Source organism: Methanolobus sp. (genome assembly GCF_016278365.1).
GTDB lineage: Archaea > Halobacteriota > Methanosarcinia > Methanosarcinales > Methanosarcinaceae > Methanolobus.
Genome location: NZ_JADQBZ010000002.1, coordinates 133505 through 147885, shown reverse-complemented (window position 1 = coordinate 147885; position 14381 = coordinate 133505). Strand labels below are relative to the sequence as shown.

General features: G+C 43.7%; 22 protein-coding genes. 21 read left to right on the top strand and 1 reads right to left on the bottom strand.

The features are described 5' to 3' along the window. The first annotated feature begins 102 nt into the window (after window positions 1-102). Genes QZZ22_RS00825 through QZZ22_RS00810 form a run of 4 tightly spaced genes read left to right on the top strand, consistent with a single transcriptional unit; the run spans window position 103 to window position 2383 of the window. Window positions 103-789 (top strand): DUF1538 domain-containing protein, encoded by a 687-nt coding sequence (locus tag QZZ22_RS00825; RefSeq protein ID WP_292461673.1) that lies wholly within the window; start codon window positions 103-105, stop codon window positions 787-789. Window position 790: 1 nt separating this feature from the next. Then, window positions 791-1516: a DUF1538 domain-containing protein gene (locus QZZ22_RS00820; protein ID WP_292461671.1), complete on the top strand. Its 726-nt coding sequence runs from the start codon at window positions 791-793 to the stop codon at window positions 1514-1516. Beyond that, window positions 1509-1886 carry a P-II family nitrogen regulator gene (locus tag QZZ22_RS00815; RefSeq protein ID WP_292461668.1) on the top strand — a complete coding sequence of 126 codons (378 nt, stop codon included), beginning with the start codon at window positions 1509-1511 and terminating at the stop codon, window positions 1884-1886. Before QZZ22_RS00820 ends, QZZ22_RS00815 begins: the two co-directional genes overlap by 8 nt. Window positions 1887-1942: 56 nt before the next feature. After that, window positions 1943-2383: a universal stress protein gene (locus tag QZZ22_RS00810; protein ID WP_292461666.1), complete on the top strand. Its 441-nt coding sequence runs from the start codon at window positions 1943-1945 to the stop codon at window positions 2381-2383. A 35-nt stretch (window positions 2384-2418) separates the two neighbouring features. On the opposite strand, the gene QZZ22_RS00805 is transcribed toward QZZ22_RS00810, so the two are convergent. Next, the gene (locus tag QZZ22_RS00805) at window positions 2419-3069 is read right to left on the bottom strand and encodes a hypothetical protein (protein ID WP_292461665.1); all 651 of its coding nucleotides are present in this window, start codon (window positions 3067-3069) and stop codon (window positions 2419-2421) included. A gap of 427 nt (window positions 3070-3496) precedes the next feature. Here QZZ22_RS00805 and QZZ22_RS00800 point away from each other — a divergent pair, with 427 nt between their 5' ends. From QZZ22_RS00800 to QZZ22_RS00720, 17 genes are all read left to right on the top strand, one after another. After that, the gene (locus tag QZZ22_RS00800) at window positions 3497-3652 is read left to right on the top strand and encodes a hypothetical protein (protein WP_292461662.1); all 156 of its coding nucleotides are present in this window, start codon (window positions 3497-3499) and stop codon (window positions 3650-3652) included. Next, window positions 3649-3846, top strand: a complete 198-nt coding sequence (locus QZZ22_RS00795; RefSeq protein WP_292461660.1) for a hypothetical protein — start codon at window positions 3649-3651, stop codon at window positions 3844-3846. Before QZZ22_RS00800 ends, QZZ22_RS00795 begins: the two co-directional genes overlap by 4 nt. A 6-nt stretch (window positions 3847-3852) precedes the next feature. Beyond that, a complete protein-coding gene (locus QZZ22_RS00790) occupies window positions 3853-5079 on the top strand; it encodes a hypothetical protein (RefSeq protein WP_292461659.1) in 1227 nt (408 codons plus the stop codon). 104 nt (window positions 5080-5183) lie between these two features. Continuing rightward, complete coding sequence (locus QZZ22_RS00785) at window positions 5184-6062, top strand: minor capsid protein (protein ID WP_292461657.1); 879 nt, start codon at window positions 5184-5186, stop codon at window positions 6060-6062. Between the two features lie 20 nt (window positions 6063-6082). After that, window positions 6083-6382 carry a nucleotidyltransferase family protein gene (locus QZZ22_RS00780; RefSeq protein WP_292461655.1) on the top strand — a complete coding sequence of 100 codons (300 nt, stop codon included), beginning with the start codon at window positions 6083-6085 and terminating at the stop codon, window positions 6380-6382. Window positions 6383-6965: 583 nt separating this feature from the next. Next, a complete protein-coding gene (locus QZZ22_RS00775; RefSeq protein ID WP_292461653.1) occupies window positions 6966-7748 on the top strand; it encodes a hypothetical protein in 783 nt (260 codons plus the stop codon). A gap of 238 nt (window positions 7749-7986) precedes the next feature. Beyond that, the gene (locus QZZ22_RS00770) at window positions 7987-9081 is read left to right on the top strand and encodes a hypothetical protein (protein WP_292461651.1); all 1095 of its coding nucleotides are present in this window, start codon (window positions 7987-7989) and stop codon (window positions 9079-9081) included. Between the two features lie 72 nt (window positions 9082-9153). Next, window positions 9154-10140, top strand: a complete 987-nt coding sequence (locus QZZ22_RS00765; RefSeq protein ID WP_292461649.1) for a hypothetical protein — start codon at window positions 9154-9156, stop codon at window positions 10138-10140. After that, entirely contained in the window at window positions 10140-10670 is a 531-nt protein-coding gene (locus QZZ22_RS00760; RefSeq protein WP_292461647.1) for a hypothetical protein, read from the top strand. Before QZZ22_RS00765 ends, QZZ22_RS00760 begins: the two co-directional genes overlap by 1 nt. Before the next feature lie 9 nt (window positions 10671-10679). Further along, a complete protein-coding gene (locus tag QZZ22_RS00755; RefSeq protein WP_292461645.1) occupies window positions 10680-11546 on the top strand; it encodes a family 1 encapsulin nanocompartment shell protein in 867 nt (288 codons plus the stop codon). A 9-nt stretch (window positions 11547-11555) separates the two neighbouring features. Next, window positions 11556-11753, top strand: coding sequence for a hypothetical protein (locus QZZ22_RS00750; protein WP_292461643.1), 198 nt, complete (start codon window positions 11556-11558; stop codon window positions 11751-11753). A 4-nt stretch (window positions 11754-11757) separates the two neighbouring features. Further along, complete coding sequence (locus QZZ22_RS00745) at window positions 11758-12141, top strand: hypothetical protein (RefSeq protein ID WP_292461642.1); 384 nt, start codon at window positions 11758-11760, stop codon at window positions 12139-12141. Beyond that, window positions 12141-12485 carry a putative minor capsid protein gene (locus QZZ22_RS00740; RefSeq protein WP_292461640.1) on the top strand — a complete coding sequence of 115 codons (345 nt, stop codon included), beginning with the start codon at window positions 12141-12143 and terminating at the stop codon, window positions 12483-12485. Before QZZ22_RS00745 ends, QZZ22_RS00740 begins: the two co-directional genes overlap by 1 nt. Next, entirely contained in the window at window positions 12482-12766 is a 285-nt protein-coding gene (locus QZZ22_RS00735) for a hypothetical protein (RefSeq protein WP_292461638.1), read from the top strand. Before QZZ22_RS00740 ends, QZZ22_RS00735 begins: the two co-directional genes overlap by 4 nt. 2 nt (window positions 12767-12768) lie before the next feature. Then, window positions 12769-13200, top strand: a complete 432-nt coding sequence (locus QZZ22_RS00730) for an HK97-gp10 family putative phage morphogenesis protein (protein ID WP_292461636.1) — start codon at window positions 12769-12771, stop codon at window positions 13198-13200. After that, window positions 13197-13574, top strand: coding sequence for a DUF3168 domain-containing protein (locus QZZ22_RS00725; RefSeq protein ID WP_292461635.1), 378 nt, complete (start codon window positions 13197-13199; stop codon window positions 13572-13574). The genes QZZ22_RS00730 and QZZ22_RS00725 overlap by 4 nt, the downstream gene beginning before the upstream one ends. A 10-nt stretch (window positions 13575-13584) precedes the next feature. Beyond that, window positions 13585-14379 (top strand): hypothetical protein, encoded by a 795-nt coding sequence (locus QZZ22_RS00720; protein ID WP_292461633.1) that lies wholly within the window; start codon window positions 13585-13587, stop codon window positions 14377-14379. Window positions 14380-14381 lie beyond the last annotated feature (2 nt).

The window sequence follows — 14381 nt, the reverse complement described above, 5'->3', positions numbered from 1 at the left end:
TGATAGATTCAACAAGCGTAGTGATTAATCTTTTATAATATCCTGCTGATTTACATCGAAGCAGATTCTGCCTTTAATCGATTTTCGGGGAGGAAACTCTGTATGTTAGAAGACTTCAAAGAAACAACTTGGGAGGTAATTCAGGCAGTAGTACCCTTAACAGTAGTTGCACTTTTGATCCTTCTGTTCATCGGCACCAGTCAAGAGTTGCTCATAAACTTCCTTGGAGGTTCTTTTCTGGTTATAATAGGCATGATCTTGTTTCTGTTTGGTGTAAAATTGGGAATGCTGCCCATGGGAAACGCTGTGGGCTCGGAATTACCAAAGCACAACTCAGTGATTTTAATTTTGGTAGTTGCTTTCATACTCTCTTTCATAGTGACGCTTGCAGAGCCTAATGTAAGGGTGTTAAGCACAATGATGGAATCTTTGAATGGAGACGGTATCCCTCGTAATGTATTCCTCTTAGCCATATCCACCAGTGTAGGGATATTTATATCCATTTCTATGTTGAGAATAGTTTATGGCGTGCCAATAAAATACCTGCTTACAGCTTCCTATTTATTCATAATAGCCATCTCTTTCTTTACAAAACCCGAGTATCTTGCCATTGCTTTTGATTCCGGAGGTGTTGCAACAGGGCTCCTGACAATACCTGTACTCATGGCACTTGGGACAAGTATTGTATCAGTTATAAGCGAGAAATCTGAACTTTCAGAGGGTTTTGGCTTGATAGGTCTTGCTGCAGTCGGCCCCATAATAACTGTTATGCTCATGGGGGTATTTTGATTTGAGTGTTGAGCATGGGTTATTAGACATCGTTCTGGAAGTTCTGCAAGCATTGCTTCCTCTCGTATTCTTCTTTATCATATTCCAGTTCCTATATCTCAAGTTCCCGACTTCGCAACTAGTAAAGCTCTTGCTGGGAATATCAATGACAGCCCTTGGAATGATATTATTCCTTTATGGTGTGTACAATAGCTTCCTACCAGTAGGAACTGAAATAGGGAGCTTTCTAGGTACAATGGAGCATCAATGGCTCATGATGCCAGTTGGTTTCTTCCTTGGCTTCCTGGCAACATATGCAGAGCCTGCTGTAAGGGTGCTGTGCTACCAGATAGAGAAATCGTCCACTGGTTACATCAAGTCAAAACTAATGCTTTACACGCTCTCCTTCAGTGTGGCCGTTTTCGTGACTATTGCAATGGCTAAGCTTGTTTATGGCTTTCCATTCTTATACATAATAGTTCCAGGCTATCTTCTTGCTATAGTGCTGATGTGGCTTTCGGATAAGGATTTCATAGCAATTGCCTTTGACGCGGGAGGAGTGGCTACAGGTCCCATGGCCGTCACTTTCCTCATGTCGATGGCCGTTGGTGTGGCATCATCCCAGGAAGGCAGGGACCCTGTAATTGACGGTTTCGGTATGATAGCACTCATAGCGCTTGCACCCATCATCTTTGTAATGCTGTTAGGAGTATATATGAGATATATTGGAGGTAAAAATAATGTCTGATGAAAATGACCTGATCCTTATAGTAACAATAGTAAAGAAAGGATGGGGTGACAGAGTTATAAAGTCATCCCGGAAGGCAGGCGCCAAGGGAGGAACGATACTTTTCGGGCGAGGCACAGGAGTTCATGAGAACAAGAGTCTCCTGGGTATGCTGATTGAACCGGAAAAAGAAGTTGTACTTACATTGGCAGAATGTGTAAATGCTGATAAGATCATCGAGTTTATCAGTGAAGATGTGGGCCTTAATAAGCCGGGGACTGGGCTAGGTTTTGTCATTCCTGTTGAAAGGGTGTTCGGAACCGCTCAAATGATCTGTGATCTACAGCAAAATTGTAAACTCCATGTACCGGAAGACGAAGAAGATTCATGAAAGTTTAATCTGATGTCAAATATCCAATTGTTTAAAATATCATCTGGAGGAATAAAATGCGCTGCACTGCAATAAGAAAGATAATGATAGCTACAGATGGCTCTGAAAATGCCATCAATGCGATAGATTGTGGTATTGGACTCGCAAAGGCAAACGGTGCCGAAGTTAAAGCTATTTATGTCATTCCTTCGGATAATATTCCAGTTATGTTGAGCGATTTGTGGGTAAAGGCATTGGATGATAAGTTAAAAGAGGAAGGTCTTAAAGCCACTGAATATGTAGTAGCAGCAGGCAAGAGCCAGGGAGTGGATGTGGAACCTTTTGTGATCAACGCCAAGACAACTCGTGATGGAATCATTGATTTTGCCAGAGAAAACAACATAGATCTCATAGTTATTGGGACTCTAGGAAGGACAGGATTCAGCCATGTATTGCTTGGCAGTGTTGCAGAAAGCGTAGTTCGATATTCTAAAAAAAGAGTGCTTGTTGTCCCATAAACCATATTTGCAGCTGTAGTTGAGTATTTAAAGGATTATGTGAATAGTTCCATCAGTTTTAATAGATCATCTTTCTTTTTGGCTTTTATTCGTACAAGGTCTTCAAATGCTAGCATTTCATTTGAATACCCCTCATTATACATTACAAATTTATATGCGTGTGCATTTGCACTATTAGAAACTAAGTTTCTACAAATTAATTTTTTAAATGGTAGGCATAAATGTACAGTGTAATTATTTACGTTACATGCATAATTTTTAGATATAATATTCTCCGCAATATTATCTAATAAACTAAGCATATTTTCAGCAACCGTTACCATTGAATTCATTTTCATTTTTATGTTGTCACTTTGAAAATAAATCTCTTCATTTGAAATGGCCTGAAAACTAACACAATAAGAACTATCAACTAAGATTTCTAACTTATGGTTTGAATTTTTATCTACTCTTATATGATCACAACAGTTTTGGAAAGTTGATATGAGAATCGGCTTTAAATTTGCAAAAGGTACATTAGATGTGTAGGTTGTGAAAAACCTTATTTCTACTTCTGGATTTAAAATATGATACTTAATCCTCATTATTTTGTCAAAAATGCAGTATTTATGTTCAACATAAGCGGCAAGTATAGTTGTAAATAGCACAAAAAGTGATAATTCCAAAATTAAAGGCATAGTTGTCACAACGTTTTGTTTCTTATTATAAGTGTGTATTCTATATGTTGAGTAATTTAGCCATATCAAATTAACGTTATTTCAGTATTTTTGTACTATAGTCACTAACTCAACAAATAATACTCTTTATTTGTACATTAAGTGCTTCTATCCATTTATAGCCTCTAACTTAACAAATCACACTTCTTCTTTGTGCATTAAATGTCTTATTCATTTTTTGCAAATGATAATGAGCTCTCTCTCCTCATAAATTACTTCATTATTTGGTTTGGTAAGAAACTAAAATAACATCCTTCTGGTAGATTGTATTTACGTCTTCTACTGATATGCGCTTAAAAATTGGAAACTCAGGACTAAAATATACTGGTAATTTGCATAATCGATCATATCCTGTATGTATAAATTTTTTATAGTAGATGTATTTTGATTTACTTGCATGAGCGAATCTTGTTCCACATGCACTTTTTTCAAGTCAACGGCAGTTACATATGGTTTTTGTAGACGCGAGTCTCCTGTTGCAAAGGTTGGGTTCCCGGTTGTTCCTTCCGATGAGTGGTGTGGCCAACATGAGCCCAGGAGCAGCAAACCATGATAGAATCATACGCAACTGAAATAGCTACCTTCCTGATAGGAATAGGTGCAGGCATAGTCATACGGGCAAAGCTCTGGTGGAAGTTCAAGTCAACAGAAGAACGTAAGGCCCTCGTTTATGATATCTTCCAATCATTGGAAGATGGTAAGATCACCGCTACAGAAGCAAAAGCTCTGATCAAGAATCATTTATGAGGTTTTATGGTCCGCCTAAATGCAAATATCAATAGTCCACATATCAAGCCGATTACTCTCATGGCCTCTGCAGGTATAAAAAGAACAGATAAATCTACTAAGTTTGGAGGCTATCAGAACTTCGATACTGATAACCGGTTTATGTACTACCAGCAGCTCTCAACCAGCACTCCACATGTTTCTACATCTCTGAACAAGCTGGCACTTTCCCTTGTAAAGGGCATGCAGTTCGATGGAACCGGTTCCAAAATCATAAAAGAGTTCGAACGATGGTCTGCCAGGGTCAATTTCCTTGAGCAACTGCAGACACTTGCCAGGCTCCTTTGCAGGGATGGAACATATGTGGCAGTACCAACCGGAAATGCAGAGAAGTTCTCCCTGATACCCCTGCTCATGCAGAACACAACCATCCTCCCGGAGGATTTCACGGTTGGCGAAATGAACCCGAAAGAGATCCTCACTCCACCCACCGGATACGTTGTTATCAATGAAAGCGACAAGGCCAAAAGAAAGATCTTGAAGATCAGTGATGTGGTATGCGGATCCTATAATGCCTGGGACACTGTTCAGAAGGACCCTCTTAAGAGAGATACATATGGTATTTATGGTGCTTCCATGATGGAGCCCATTGAGCTCAGTATTCGGAACTTACTGAATATCAACCACGGGTACGTTTCATTCGTTAAGAAATACGGTAATGGAAGGTATCTTATTGACTTCAAGCTCCTGGAAAAGCTGGTCGAGCAGGAGATCGTCAGCATAGAGGATGCTCAGAAGGTCATAGACGCCTGGCTTGACGAACACAAGTACCTCTCTGAGAACGAAGATATTGCTGCAGTAGGTCTGGATGTTATTCCCATTGATGCAAAAGGGTCCCTGGATGTCATGTCATTCAAGAAATCATTGGAAACAGACATCCAGATAGGCTTGTTACAGTCTCCTCTCAGCATGGGAGATACAAAAGGGTCTACCTACGCAGCCGGGTATGTGTCCGAAGAGGACCGTATGGTCGTCCTGGAAGGGCTGCAGCATATTGTACGGAACATCGCCAACAATGCCATTAATATGCGCCTTCGGCTCATGAACAAGACAGAAGATTCTGTGTGGTTAGAGTTCGAGGAGCTGAGCCGTCCGCAGTTAGAGTCACGTGATGTGATAGAATGGTACAATAGCGGTGTTCTCACAAGAGAGCAACTTCTCAAATGGGGTGGTTTCCCGGTGGAAGGGGAATGATCAGGCATAAGAACAGCTTCATCGTTGTTGCAACTTTTACATGGATTTTTGTGCTTGCTTTTGTTGCTCTGTGTTTCTTGCGGCTTCCGTAAGCAGGTGATAAAATGTCCCTCATGAACTCTCCTAAAATTGTCCAGGCCGAGAACCGGCTCATCTTGCTTTTAGATCGCACATTGGAAAAAGCATTTGCATTAAAGACCATGGACTATGAGCGAGAGCTTATCCGCAACGTTCACCGGGAATTTGGCTCCAAGACCTATGTGAAGCAACTGGACACTATCATCACTGAGATCATCAAACAATCGTTGCTCTACGCGGACAATCAATTGAAACAGGTATCTGCAGCTTCAATCGAAGATTCGTATGTGTTAACAGAAGAGGCTGTGAGACTATCCACGGACCTGGCGGAAAATGTTGCGGGATCTATCATCCAGATTCTCAAGGATGAGGCCATCTATACAACACATCCAAACCAGCTGGCTAAAAGGATAGAAGATCTCTGGGAAGGGGAGCGATACAAGGCAGTGAGATTTGCCCGGACATTCACTGCAGATGTCGCCACCAATACAACTGTGTACCGGTATCGACAGCGTGGAGTGGAATACGTTGAGTTCGATGCTGAACTTGATGATAGGACAAGTGATCAGTGCAGGACCTTGCATGGGACGATATTCTCAACGGAATCTGATTATTTAGATCAGTACAGACCCCCCTTGCACCATCACTGCAGATCAAGCCTAAAACCAGTGCCAATTACCCGGGAAATTAATCCTGATGCAGAGTTCGAGAAACGTGACTTCCTTCACCAGATGGGGCAAAGCGGGGAGTTCCTTAAGGAATTGGCTGATGAGAAAGTTGTAGAGAAAGCTTTTGAGAATATTGACAGGTTCAATGAGAAATATCGGATATCTAAGTTCATCCTGGATAAAGATATTGAGAAAAGGCTAATGATGGAGAAAGGATTGAAGATGTTTATTGGATAGGTACACTATAAGGAATCAATATGATCACAAGGGATATTGTTCTGGGAAGACTGAATGAGATGCTTCCTGAGTTGAAAAGGAACTACAAGGTAAAGGAAATAGGCCTTTTTGGATCGGTGGTGAGGAATGAAAGCAAACCCGGAAGCGATATAGACTTTCTTGTTGAGTTTGAGAAAGGTGCGGATCTTTTTAATCTCGTGGCTCTTGGAATTCTTCTTGAAGAAGAGTTCGAGTCAAAGGTGGATATAGTCTCGAAACGTACTGTAAGGAATGAATTGAAGAGCAGAATATTTTCAGAAGTGGTTTATGCGCACGCATGAGACAGTTTTCATGCGTGAGTACAGGTTGTTTTTAATTGGCGTGGTTGAAGATTTTATTTCAGGAATGGACTTAACTAAGTTTCTGAACGATAGGAAAACCCAGAAAGCAGTTTAACATACCTGTCAAGGTTATGCACTAGTGTTTTGCAGTTAACTTCTATTGTTTGATTCCAGTACTTTTTGCCTTTCATATACCCATATTTTTTCGGGCTCAAAGGAAAATCCAGTGGTTTTGCTTGGATAATGAGGACCACTAATCCTTTATAGTAAAGTAATTATTATTTTGGTACAAAAAAGACAATAGTAAACAAAATAATCTTATAAAGGACTGCTTAAATGAACATATATCGAACGAAAGAAAAAATTATGTATTTCACTCTAATTCTAATTGTATGTGCAGTGTTAGGATACTTGTCTCATGATTTAACAACTGGAATACATAGGGGAATTCTCATAGGAATTGGATTTGCTTTTATCGGCCCAATAGTTTTTAAGAATATACTTAAAAAACAATCATAGTATTATTTGAGCAAAGCGTGAAATCTGCAAAGTCCTATATGACAGAGCACATATATATTTATTTATGACGCATACAAAAACAATCATAGTGTTTCTTCTTTTAATTCTGATGAGCTCGGGGTGTGCAGAACAGAATCAGGATGAAGTTACAATATTAAATAATGCAACTATACTGTCCATGAAATATGTAACTACTTCAGTTACTGATATGGAAATACAGGAGTTAATAATTAATTCAACTTCCATGGACCTCAGTATTTACAGCCTTACCCATCAACTCAAAGCACACTATACCCGGCCAATGATCGAATATCAGTGGAAACAGCCTCCTTATACGTTGAAAGAAAAACCCTTCCTTGAGATCAGTTCTTCTTCTCAGGCACAGAAGATCCAACCAGATGTTTCAGGCTCTGGTACTTTGGAAGTAATTGTATTACAGAATGGCATAATTCATACTTTAACCATTGATTCAGATTCTCCAGAATATCAACCTGAAGAATTGTATCAAATCGAAGATTACATGCTTTTTGTGAAATTGCTTGCATTAGAGCCTTCTTTTGAAGAGGCACAAGAAATAGTCGAACAGTGGATCACTTCTATGCCAACTTACAGTTTTGATGGTTCAAACCTGACATTAGACGAACATATTCGACAAGATGAACTACCTTCAACACATCTGTTGATTTACACATTCACCAGCATCCATGGAGGCTACGGTGACCACTCGGATGAAGTGTTGACTGAATCGCTCACAGATCATACAATAAGAGTTTCCTTTAGCCAGCGCAAAATCACAAAAGCCATAATTGACGACTCATGGGATGAGATCCGGCAGGAGCCAGTGTAAAATCACAAATCGTGCGAGCATTCAGTATAATGGTGAATAGTGTTAATTAGTCAGTACCAATTCACCATCTTTCTAGTAGATTCTACAGATTCACAACTCCTTTATACTTTTAATACTTTGGAATAATTAATTTATCTTCCAGTACGACTCAACCAAAAGGGATGTTATGTGTAAAAAAGCAACGTCGTTCACAGCAGGGAAATTCTGCACGGCTGTATTTTTAATCTTCTTTTTATCGGTGATTGTTGTCAGTGGGACAGCTGGGGAGTCACAGGAAGAGAGATGGGAAAACGTTCTCTTCGGGGAGTACGGTGAGAACGTGGGAGGATATTGTGTTGAGCAAACTTCTGATGGTGGGTATGTAGTAACCGGCTACTACCACAAATACTGGGAGGCAGGTGGAGAGCATCATCTCGTGGAAGGCGCCTGCCTGATTAAAACAACTGCAAACGGCACTTTTGAATGGATGAAGGTTTTTAATGCAAGTAACGATGACACAGGTCGATCTGTCCGGCAGACTTCCGATGGCGGTTACATCATAACTGGTACTTATACGGGAGATGAGCGTGACGTCTGGCTAATTAAAACCGACAGCGTTGGCAATATGGAGTGGAATACCACATTTGGAGGGGAAGATGATGATTTCGGTTCTTCCGTCGAGCAGACAACTGATGGTGGCTATATTGTTGCAGGGTCTACATCCTCCTATGGGTATGGAGATAATATCTGGCTCATTAAAACTGATTCCAAGGGCAATAAAGAGTGGGATCGGGTATTTGGCCGGGGAGGATATCAAAACGGCCGGTCCGTCCAACAGACCATCGATGGCGGTTATATTATCGGCGGAGACTGGCTTGTAAAAACCGATTCTGAAGGCAACGAGGAATGGATTAAGGAGATAGAAGGGGAAGATGTTAGGCAGACAAAGGATGATGGTTACATCATTGCAGGAAGCGGTTACGATATCCAGCTTATCAAAACCGATTCAAAGGGCAATAAGGAATGGGATCGTATGTTTGGTGGTGATGGAGAAGATCGAGGTTTTTCCGTCCGGCAAACCAATGATGGTGGCTATGTATTAACCGGAATTACCTATTCGCATGGTGGAGAAGACGCACTGCTTATCAAGACCGACTCCGATGGATACAACAATGATAATAAAATGAACTTCAAGACATTGGAAATGTCCCGTTTAATGAACGCTGCTTCCTATTTATTATTTGTAATTATCATATTAATTCTCACTCTGCTACATTATTTTGCGCTACCGCTTCTTATTATTCTTGTTCTCCTAATCCTGGTTTATAAGTGGAGAAAGCGCAAAAGTGGATAATCCATCTTGCTTGTTTGCTAGTTTTCTTTTGTATAATCTTTTTATAGGTGTTGTATTTGTACTTGATTGTCGATGGCTATAATTATTGAAGGTACTGCATTTCCACTCGACGAGGTAAACAAGAATGGATGGGGCATTCCCTCTTCAGAAGCAGACAATGCCATATCCTCTCTCAAGAATTCTGTTCTGCGAATATGTCCACGGGATGCTCCACACGAATGTGACTTTTCGGAGGATCCAAACGCTGAGATAGGCAGGGTCATCGACGCCTGGCGTGAAGGATCCGAGATCAAAGCAAGAGCATCAGTAACCGACTCTGTGGCTGAAAGAAAGATCCAGGAAGGGACCTGGGAAAACACCTGGAGTGTCTATTCTCTGGCCGATTCAATTAACGATAACTGGGCCAATGGAATCCAGGCCAGGTCCCTTACACTTGTCCAGAATCCTGCGTGGGAGCAGGCAATATGGAGCATAGCGGCAGCTGAGGAAGGAAAGGTAGCGGTACGTAATATTCATCAATTCAAAGTCATCGCATCAGGTGATCTTATGACAGACAACAAAGACAATCCTAACAACGGTGGAGATCCTTCACCGGATGAAAAGCTTGCTGAGCTCGAAAAGGACAATGCATCTAAGAACAAGGAGATCGAGGGCCTGAAAGCTGCCAGAACAGAACTTGAAACGAAGGTCAAGGCTCTCGAAAAAGTGGCCGCTTCTTATGAAAAGGATAAGGCAACCTCTGTCCCTCTGGAAAAGGTGCAGGAACTTGTTGCAAGCAAAGCAGACGAGATTGCCACTGCAAAGATCGTGGCCTACAAGGAAGAGCAGAGAAGGGCCATTGCAATGGATAGTTTTACAGCTGCCAGAAAGGACCTGAACCTCGAAACAAAATCTGAAGATTACCAGCATCTGACAGCATCGGATATCGAGAAGCTTGCACAGGACCTTGGAAGCATAAAGCTCGGAGCATCTGCTGAAAGCATCAGATACCCCAGCTCAACCGGAGCCGGGACTGTCGGTAGATGGGATAGCACTAAGAAAGAATGGGTGGTGGCATAATGACATACTCAGGTGTGGTGAAACCGGTCAACAAGATAGTGGCAGGCGGTAGTCCCCTTACTCAGGAGCTTAAGGTCGAGACTGCCACGAACATGTACCCGGGCCGTCTGGTCAAGAGGGGTACCAATGATGATGACATGGTAGTGAACACTGCAGGTGGTCCTGCGCTGGGCTGGCTTGGATACGAGCAGACAAATCCCGTTTTCATGCCTACAGATGTTGACACCATTTACGCCCAGAATGACATGGCAGCTATCCTGTACGGTGGAAGCTTCCTGATAGTTGGCAGACTTGCATCGGGCCAGAACGTCACAAAGGGAACAAGACTTGTAGCTGCTGCAAACGGTGAGCTTTCCGCTGCAACATCTCTTGTAATTGATTCTGGAGCTACCCCGGTTACATCCGGAGCAGCAAACGGAGCAATAGTCAGTGGTTCCATCCCCGACGAGGGACTTGTTGTCGCGATAGCACAGCAATCCGTTGATGCTACCTCTGCAGCTGCAGACATTGTGGTACTGAGTCTCATATGAGGTGATAAAATGACAAACGCACTCGCAACATTCTCTAAAGAAATTGATTCCTCTCTTGTACCTGCTATCAGGAACGCGCTCATCGGGAGGAAACTCGTGCATGTGACCCCGGAGAAGGGATTCGGTATCACTTCCGTTGACTGGGGCAAGATCACTGACGTCAGTGATGGGTACGTATCGTACGGTTTCCGCGATGGTAACGAGGATAAGGTCGAGGTATATCTGACCAACTCAAAGGTACCTGTCTACTGGAAAGACTACACTGTTGATAGGCGAATATATGGAAGCTGGCTTAGAAACGGGGTAGACGTTGATAGGGCATCTGCTATATCAGCTGCGTACAGGGCAGCAAAGGCAGAGAATACAGCCATCATAATGGGTATCAGCAACGATGGTACAAATTACGATCTCAAAGGCCTCTATGAGGGTGCAGGCAACGATTACTCTGTGACCAAGGACTTTGGGACCTATGGCAATGCCACCGATGCTCTGGCAGGTGTCTATGAGCTCATGGATGATGATGGCATCCCTGTTGACAGCCTTTCCTTCAACTGGGTACTTGCAACCGCCCAGCGCAGGCAGCTGATGGCCAGTCGCAGTGCTAACGGTATCAAAGAAATGCAGGACATCCTGGACATGCTAAACGGAGGCCAGATATTTGGTACCAATACTCTTACTGCAGGTACCGGACTTGTCTGTCCTACAGAGAACTTCGGAGAGCCTTATGTTGATTTCTATCTGACATCCGACTTCAGGACAGAGCATGGGGTCGATTCAAAGCATCCCGATACAGGCGACCTCAATGGTCGTGTCTATAGTGCCGGTATCCTGAGGATCAAACAGAACGTGGCAATCTGCAAGACCAGTGCGATCTGAGGTGAGAACATGGTCAAAGTACAGATACGTGTGAACAATCTTGCTATCGATGTTGATGGAAAGGAGATGAAGTTCAGGCAGGGGGATGTGCTTGACATCCCCGCAGAACGAGCTCTAGGGCTGGGCAATTCTGTCCTTATCCTTGTAGATATGCCTGAGCCAGATCAAACCCCTCCAGACACAACAACAGCCAGAAAACGGAAGTGAGCGAGTGGGCCTGTGCACTGTAGTTGAGGTCAGAGCGATCGTAGATCCAAAACATCTCACAGATGACGATATTGCTGTCATCATTGATCATGCCAGCAATGTTGTTGCCCTGAACACGGGGTCCAGTGTTGATGCAGATCATGATATCCTAAGCACTGCCTGCATTCACCTGTCCGCTGCACTGGTCCTCCAGAAGATGAAGTTCACAGGAGAGCTGGCAGCACAGATCAAACTTGGCAACGAATCCCAATCCAACAGTATCGACGTTGATATCGCCAGACATGAACAGCTCGCTGAAAAGTACATTAGGAAATACAGGTACGCAACTTCTGGATTTTCAATATTGTACGCAAGAGCAGGCATTAAGGCGGTCAACAGTGAGGAATGATGATCCACGATATCGGACTTGTTCATACCTGCAGTATTGTCTCCAGGATCCAGTCAGGCCAGGATGAGTACGGTTCACCTGTATACACAACCACCGTTGCTGCATCAGCCTGTCGTTTTATCCCGGGTAATGGCCGGATGATCTCACAGGATAGCGGAGAGCACGTTGTCTCAGAACTATTTATTATACTTCCGTCTACCGTAACAGTTACAGAGGGTCAAACGATCACAAGCACCATCCCTGAATTCTCTAACACTTACGAAGTTACAGCCGTAAAGCCCGTCTTCTGGCCCATGGCAAACACCGTGCATCACTATGAATGCGATCTCAAGGCAGTGAAATGATGGATATCGACCAGGAAACCTATGACAAGATAATTGAGACCCATATCGATGTCAAGCATGTTCGTGCCGGTATCGACAAGATGAGCTGCCAGCTTGACGATCATGAGAAGAGGATCCGTGTGCTTGAGAAATGTTCCATCGAGGACCACGAGGAACGGATCCGTATGCTGGAAGAGCGGCAGAACAGATGGCTTGGAAGGAACGCTTTCATCGGCCTGGCTGTTGTTGTGGTCCTGCAGATAGCGGGAATTGTGGTCCAGATAGTGTTCCTTGGGAGCTGATCATGTTCAAAATGAAGGTCAACGGTCTGGAGGAGTTGCAGAAGACCCTGAAAGAGTTAGGTAAGGACATTGCTGATGTCCTGGAGGAAGGTACACTTGCAGGAGCAGACGTGGTTGTTAGAGCTGCTCAGGAGAACTCAAGAAAAGGCGGTGACAACTTCCCACACAGGATAACCGGTAATCTGTTCCGCAACATTGCACAGGTGAGTCCGATATACGTGGAGAGATCAAGTGAAAGGTGTGAGGTGATGGTAGGCTCTACCATGAACTACGCAATGCGTCTTGAGAAAGGGTTCAATGATACTGATTCACTGGGACGGAGATATCATCAGCCGCCAAGACCGTTCCTCCGGCCTGCGCTGGATGAGAACACGGACGAGGTCGAGAGAGCCATTGCCCTCAAACTTGAGAAAGTTATCAGGAGCTACAGATGACCTCGATACATGGAGCTCTTAGGAACCTGCTGCTTGCAGACAATACGGTGACGGGCCTTACCGGCAACCGGATCTATCCGCTTAGATTGCCACTGGACTGTCCACTGCCTGCAATAAGCATTCACAAGATAAGCAATCCAATTGACCACATTACAGGTCATGGCACGCCAAGGTACCAGGTCTCATGCTGGGCAGAATCATTCGTAATAGTACAAACATTATCCGAGGCAGCGATGAACTGTCTTGTAAGGTACAAAGGCGTAGCATCGGGGAACCATATCAAGCAGGTCGTTTACGAGAATTCTCATGATGCTATCGAGGACGAGACCGGTCTCTTCCATGTGCCTGTTGATTTCAAGATCATACACATCTAGGTGAAAAAAAATGGCACAGACAACAGTACAGAACTCTGGGTCCATAAGGTTTGGGTCCGGGAAGCTTGAGGTAGGAACCTCGATTGCAACGCTTGTTAACATCGGAGCGATCCGTAGTGCCGTCTTCAAGGAAGAATGGGAAGACGTAGAGGTAAGATCAGATAATGCCGGCGTCGTGAAGGTAGGCATTAAGGAGCATGTAGCTTATATCGAAGGCGACATGATGGAGGTCGACCTGGCAAACCTCAACACTATCAGAGGTGGCCTTGACACCTATGCAGCCGTTGCCGGGACACCGGTGTCTGTAGAAAATGAAGCCCATATCCTCAATGGTACTGATTTTGTGAGACTTAAACACAAGGACGGGGATGGTACTGAGGTCGGTTCTATCGTTGTCACCGATGCAAGCAGCAATGCAGCTGTCCAGAACACCGACTACGTGATAGCCGTGGACAGTGCCGGATACACCTGCATCGCCAGAGTGGCAGCATCCTCTGTGATCATTGACGGAGAAGGAGTGCTGGTGGACTACTCTTATACTCCAAACTCCGCAGTGACCCTCAAGAGCGGTGGCAAGACCACAATATCAGACCGTGTGGTCCGCATAACCAACACCGATGAGAATGGTAAGATATTCAGGATCACACTCTACAAGGCCACAGTTAACGAGGGACAGAACATCGAGTTCCCTGCAGATGACGGTGATGACCCGGCAATGCCACACCTGAAGATGAAAGGCGTCCTCGATGTTACCAGGACTGCTGGTGACCAGCTTTTTGAGATATACGATGAGCAGGGGGTCTGAAC

Excerpts from the sequence above, each read along its gene's own strand:
- QZZ22_RS00780 (WP_292461655.1), top strand. The coding sequence starts at position 6,083 with ATGATCACAAGGGATATTGTTCTGGGAAGACTGAATGAGATGCTTCCT.
- QZZ22_RS00815 (WP_292461668.1), top strand. The coding sequence starts at position 1,509 with ATGTCTGATGAAAATGACCTGATCCTTATAGTAACAATAGTAAAGAAA.
- QZZ22_RS00735 (WP_292461638.1), top strand. The coding sequence starts at position 12,482 with ATGATGGATATCGACCAGGAAACCTATGACAAGATAATTGAGACCCAT.
- QZZ22_RS00760 (WP_292461647.1), top strand. The coding sequence starts at position 10,140 with ATGACATACTCAGGTGTGGTGAAACCGGTCAACAAGATAGTGGCAGGC.
- QZZ22_RS00765 (WP_292461649.1), top strand. The coding sequence starts at position 9,154 with ATGGCTATAATTATTGAAGGTACTGCATTTCCACTCGACGAGGTAAAC.
- QZZ22_RS00720 (WP_292461633.1), top strand. The coding sequence starts at position 13,585 with ATGGCACAGACAACAGTACAGAACTCTGGGTCCATAAGGTTTGGGTCC.
- QZZ22_RS00740 (WP_292461640.1), top strand. The coding sequence starts at position 12,141 with ATGATCCACGATATCGGACTTGTTCATACCTGCAGTATTGTCTCCAGG.
- QZZ22_RS00725 (WP_292461635.1), top strand. The coding sequence starts at position 13,197 with ATGACCTCGATACATGGAGCTCTTAGGAACCTGCTGCTTGCAGACAAT.
- QZZ22_RS00795 (WP_292461660.1), top strand. The coding sequence starts at position 3,649 with ATGATAGAATCATACGCAACTGAAATAGCTACCTTCCTGATAGGAATA.
- QZZ22_RS00730 (WP_292461636.1), top strand. The coding sequence starts at position 12,769 with ATGTTCAAAATGAAGGTCAACGGTCTGGAGGAGTTGCAGAAGACCCTG.
- QZZ22_RS00785 (WP_292461657.1), top strand. The coding sequence starts at position 5,184 with ATGTCCCTCATGAACTCTCCTAAAATTGTCCAGGCCGAGAACCGGCTC.
- QZZ22_RS00750 (WP_292461643.1), top strand. The coding sequence starts at position 11,556 with ATGGTCAAAGTACAGATACGTGTGAACAATCTTGCTATCGATGTTGAT.
- QZZ22_RS00755 (WP_292461645.1), top strand. The coding sequence starts at position 10,680 with ATGACAAACGCACTCGCAACATTCTCTAAAGAAATTGATTCCTCTCTT.
- QZZ22_RS00790 (WP_292461659.1), top strand. The coding sequence starts at position 3,853 with ATGGTCCGCCTAAATGCAAATATCAATAGTCCACATATCAAGCCGATT.
- QZZ22_RS00775 (WP_292461653.1), top strand. The coding sequence starts at position 6,966 with ATGACGCATACAAAAACAATCATAGTGTTTCTTCTTTTAATTCTGATG.
- QZZ22_RS00800 (WP_292461662.1), top strand. The coding sequence starts at position 3,497 with ATGAGCGAATCTTGTTCCACATGCACTTTTTTCAAGTCAACGGCAGTT.
- QZZ22_RS00825 (WP_292461673.1), top strand. The coding sequence starts at position 103 with ATGTTAGAAGACTTCAAAGAAACAACTTGGGAGGTAATTCAGGCAGTA.
- QZZ22_RS00810 (WP_292461666.1), top strand. The coding sequence starts at position 1,943 with ATGCGCTGCACTGCAATAAGAAAGATAATGATAGCTACAGATGGCTCT.